Here is a 5,020-nt window from a genome sequence, read left to right as displayed (position 1 = left end):
GTTCAGGAGCGCCCATCGCTAAAACCAAAAAAGCCGATGGCAACCCCACAGCGATCAGCAGAAAAGATTTCAGTGTATCCCCCGTCGGAATGGCCGCCGGCTACATTCGCAAGTATCACGTTCATGTCTACTTCATTGCACCGTGCAGCGCGCCGAATGGCGGCGGCACAAGTTGCACCGGCGCCGGTGACGACAACGGCCGGCCGATACCGACACTGAAGCGCCTCGAGCTCACTTCAGATGGCGCAAACACTCTTTTCCGAATCGTGCCGCTCGTGGAAGGGATAGAAAATCTACAGCTCGAATATGGGCTCGATGTCACCCCGGCGGCGAGTCCAACCAACCCTACTGGCTTGCCGGGCGATGGCGCGCCTGATGACGCCTATCTGGCTTCGCCGGCCGATGCGGATTGGGGCAACGTCGTTGCGGCCAGGGTTTTTCTGCTGGCGCGCAACACCGAATCGACCGCTGGCTACACCGATGCTAAAAGCTATCAACTCGGCACAACGACCGCGCCAGCCGTGCCCGGCGGTAATTTCAAACGCCACGCGTACACCGCCGAGGTAAGGCTGGTAAACCCAAGCAGCCGAAGGGAGATTCCAAGATGATGACCCATTATCGACAGCAAGGCTCAACCCTGCTCGTCAGTCTGATCATGCTGATAATACTGACGCTGTTTGTAGTCACCGCGATCAACGTGAGTAATGTCAATCTGAAGATCGTCGGTAACGTGCAATCGAAAAAGACGTTGGAAGCAAACGCGCAGCAGGCCATCGAGCAGGTATTGAGCAGCAGCGCCGCATTCAATCTCGCGCCGACCGCGCAGACCATCACGGTCAATGGAACGGATGTGGCAATCGCCGCGGCCGTATGTCGGAAAGCCGTTACAGCCGGGTCTTACAGCTTGACGAGTGGACCGGTACCGGAAGATACGAATTGGGAACTGGTGGCGACGGCGACTGATCCGGCGAATAGCGCCGCAGTCACCGTGAAACAGGGAGTCAAGCTCAGATTACCGCCCGGCAATTGTCCTTAACGAGGGGAGTGGATTATGCCTTTTTCATATAAATACATTATTGCCGCGTTGCTCGGCGCTTGCTGCTTGCCGTTGACGGCACGCGCCGACGACACCGAATTGTTTACGTCAGCTTCGACCCAGACAAGCGTGCGCCCGAACGTGCTGATCGTTCTCGACAGCTCATCCAACTGGAATGCGACCTTCGGCGACAATATCGCCGGCTGCGGCAACACCAAGTTCTGCAACGAGCGCCAAGCCTTGCTAAGTGCGATAGACAACATACCCGGCAACGTTAACGTGGGCTTGATGTTGTTCTCCGAAACCGGCACGAACGGCGCTTACGTCCGATTTGGCGTCAGGCAGATGGACGATACCGTGGGGGCCCCAAACAAGAGCAAGTTAAAGCTTATTCTCAACCAACTGGTCCCCAACGGATCAGGCACGGACAATTCCGGCTCGAACCAGCCTTATGCGAAAGCGATGTTCGAGGCGTTCAAATATTTTGGTGGTTACACCAGCCCGGCGAATGCTGCGAACAATACCGCCGGCTCTCCAACCGATGCAAATCACTTTGGCCCGATTGCTTTCGCCGGAGGCAAAAGCAATAACAGCGGCAGCAAAAAGCGCGACTGTCCGAGCAACGCAGACAATCCAGCTGCCGGCGGCTTGGCTGGAAATGCATTCAATACCTGCAGCGGGACTGGCGAGGACACTTATATCGGCCCGATAGATTCAGCGAATGGGGCTTGCCAGAAAAACTACGTGTTATTCATATCGAACGGTAACCCTGGAACCGGCGGCGATTCGGGGAACCCAAATTCAACGACCCTTGTAGGCAACGTCGGCGGCAACGCAACGACGATCAATCCGCCGAACCACGCGAGTCTGGCGGATGAATTTGCGCGCTTTCTGGCGAACACCGACGTCAGTTCACTACCCGGTCAGCAGGCCGTGAGTACCTATACGATCGCCGTCTGGAACCCGCAAAGCTACGACGCCGAGGGCGATCCTGTTCCCAGCAACTCGGACGGACAGATGATCAACTTGATGAAGAGCATGGCGCGCCAGGGCGGTGACAATGGGTTCTTCCAGGCCACCAATACACAGCAGCTTGAAGATGCGTTCAGTACCATATTCAGCCGTATCCAGTCGGTCAACAACTCGTTTGCCGCTGTGACATTGCCGGTCAGTGCCAGTGTGCGAGGCACCAATTTGAACCAGGTTTATCTCGGCGTGTTTCGCCCTCAACAGAACAACAAGCCGCGTTGGTCCGGCAATCTGAAGGAATATCAGCTTGCTTACGACAACGCGACCGACTCCATATTTCTGAGCGATACCAGCGGCACGCGGCACGTCGAGAGCGCAAGTGGATTCGTCGTCGATGACGCTGTCAGCTTCTGGACGGCGTCGTCCAACTTCTGGTCGTTTCTCCAAGACGGCAAACCCTCCGACTCGCCCGATGGCGCCGTCGTCGAGAAGGGCGGCGTCGCGCAGCGCTTACGCACGGGGTACCCGAACCCGGACACAAGCGGTCAGGTGCGGAAGATTTATACTTGCAACGGATCGTGTGCGAGCGGCAGCAGCCTGTCCGCGACTCCCTTTAACACCGCGAACATCAATACGAGCCTGGCGGCCAATCAAACCGCATTCGGCGCGGCGAGCGCCGCCGAATTGGGCGGCATCATCGACTGGGTGCGCGGCAAGGATAACATCGAAGACGAAAACGCGGACGGTAGCTCGACTGATGTGCGCGCCAGCGTTCATGGCGATATCATCCATTCCCGTCCGGCGGTTATCAATTACAACCGCTATTCGACCACGACCGTCACCGATAATGAAGACGTGGTCGCGTTTTACGGTTCAAATGACGGCTTGTTTCGCGCCGTGAAGGGCGGCACTGACGCAAGTGACGGTTATGAGAAATGGGCGTTCATTCCGCAGGAATTGTTCGGCAAGCTGAAGCGGCTGCGCGACAACTCCCCTTTGAATACGCTGCCTCCCGCCGATACCAAACCGAAAGACTATTTCATGGATGGCCCCATCGGGATCTATCAAAAAGACGCAAATAACGATGGCAAGCTGGTGGCGAACGACGGCGATAAGGTAGAGCTGTTTATTGGAATGCGACGTGGCGGGCGCTTCATCTATGCACTGGATGTCAGCAATCCCGACGATCCGAAATTATTGTGGAAGAAGGGCTGCTTTGGATCACCGGCGACTTGTGACGCGGGTTATGCGGAACTCGGACAAACTTGGTCCGAGCCGAAACTAGCGACTATCCTAGATACCGACGGGGTCAGCAAAAAAACGGTGTTGATTTTCGGCGCCGGTTATGATGCGGCCGTTGAGGACCAGGATCCGATCCCGACATCGGGCGCGGGCGCGACGAACACCGTGGGGCGTGGGATTTTCGTGGTCGATGCGGCGAACGGTAATGTAATCTGGCAGGCTGGTCCCAGCCCGACAGGGGCCACTTATAATAAAACGGTGTCGAGCATGACTTACAGCATTCCTTCGGATATCGCGTTACTTGACCGAAATTCGAACGGCTTTATCGATCGCGCCTACGTCGGCGATACCGGGGGCAACGTCTGGCGCGTCGATTTGGGCGATGGCGACCCGGGCCAATGGCAGGTCAACAAACTCGCATCGGTCGGTTATGCAGCGTCGGCAACCGCCGGCAACCGGCGCAAATTCCTGTATCCGCCGGATGTTGTTGCCAGCAGCGACCCGAACGGCGCTTTCGATGCCGTGCTGACCGGAACCGGCGACCGCGAACATCCGCTGCAAGGCCTGGGCGACACTAATCATCCGACCGGCAACGCAGTTGCGAACAGTTATTACATGTTCAAGGACCGCAGCACCGGGTCTACATTTACCGGTAACGGTTCGGGATCGAGCGGAACCATCGTCGCGGCCGACCTGTTCGATGTGACAAACAATGCGACCGGTGCGCAAAGCGTTCCCGCCAGCAACAAAGGTTGGGTGCTTAACCTGGCTGCGGCGGAAAAAGTCGTTGCCAGTTCGATTACGCTCGCCGGCGCGACTTACTTCAATACGCATCAGCCGACGTTCCCGGGCCCCGGCAGCTGCGGGACCCTGGGCCAGGCTCGCTTATATACGATCGATTTTCAGAACGGCGCAGCGTTCAACGACACCAACGGCAACGGAAATATCGAAGCAAGCGATCGCTATTACGGCGGCAGCGGGGGCAATACTTTGACCGGTCTTCCATCATCTCCGGTCGCGGCAATCGTTCCGCTCAAAGTTGTAAACGGCCAGACGGTTATCATGTCCGGAGGCGGGCAGACTACCGCAAAACCCGATGGGCAAAAGCAGGTAGTTTGTCAAACGGGTACGCACTGCATACAGGCGCCGGGAGCATTTGGCGAGCGCATTCGGACGTGGTGGCAGCAACTGTTCGATTAATCGATCAACACGAAGGGGCGGGGACAACGCTCCGCCCCTTCTTGCTATGATGACAGCAACTTCGCCCTAGTTTTTCTCTGATCCCTTAAATCGAGTGAATCGGAATCAAATTCTTCGGCAACGGAAACACGACATTCTCGGCCACACCGGTCAATTCATTCACCTCGCGCGCGCCGAGTTGGCGTAACCGTTTGAGCACATCCTGCACGAGCACTTCGGGCGCCGAGGCGCCGGCGGTGACGCCGACGCGGCTCTTGCCATCCAGCCACTGCGGCTGCAATTCGTCGGCGTTATCGACCATGTAAGCGGATACGCCGAGCGCCTGCGCGACTTCGCGCAAACGATTCGAGTTCGAACTGTTCTTAGAGCCGACGACGATCAGCGCATCGCATTCCTTAACCAGCGCCTTGACCGCATCCTGCCGGTTTTGCGTCGCGTAGCAGATGTCGTCTTTTTTCGGGCCGACGATTTTTGGAAAGCGCGCTTTCAGCGCATTGATGATGACGGCGGCATCGTCGACCGAAAGGGTCGTCTGCGTCACATAGCATAGATTCGCCTCATCCTTGACTTCTA

4 protein-coding genes are annotated in these 5,020 nt (G+C 57.1%); 3 read left to right on the top strand and 1 reads right to left on the bottom strand.

The annotated features are described in order from the left end of the window. Window positions 1-89 precede the first annotated feature (89 nt). The 3 genes from H0V78_02350 to H0V78_02340 are packed head-to-tail and all read left to right on the top strand — an operon-like array spanning window position 90 to window position 4,447. Window positions 90-608: a PilW family protein gene (locus tag H0V78_02350; GenBank protein MBA2350653.1), complete on the top strand. Its 519-nt coding sequence runs from the start codon at window positions 90-92 to the stop codon at window positions 606-608. Further along, window positions 605-1,036 carry a hypothetical protein gene (locus H0V78_02345; protein ID MBA2350652.1) on the top strand — a complete coding sequence of 144 codons (432 nt, stop codon included), beginning with the start codon at window positions 605-607 and terminating at the stop codon, window positions 1,034-1,036. The genes H0V78_02350 and H0V78_02345 overlap by 4 nt, the downstream gene beginning before the upstream one ends. 15 nt (window positions 1,037-1,051) lie before the next feature. Continuing rightward, window positions 1,052-4,447, top strand: a complete 3,396-nt coding sequence (locus H0V78_02340; GenBank protein ID MBA2350651.1) for a hypothetical protein — start codon at window positions 1,052-1,054, stop codon at window positions 4,445-4,447. An 85-nt stretch (window positions 4,448-4,532) separates the two neighbouring features. Here the strand turns inward: H0V78_02340 and ispH are convergent. Further along, on the bottom strand, window positions 4,533-5,020 hold a 488-nt coding region (gene ispH, locus H0V78_02335), incomplete at its 5' end, for a 4-hydroxy-3-methylbut-2-enyl diphosphate reductase (GenBank protein ID MBA2350650.1).

The organism is Burkholderiales bacterium (assembly GCA_013695435.1).
Classification (GTDB): domain Bacteria; phylum Pseudomonadota; class Gammaproteobacteria; order Burkholderiales; family JACMKV01; genus JACMKV01.
Note: the sequence above shows the minus strand (reverse complement) of the source record. Positions and strands in the feature narration are given on the sequence as shown.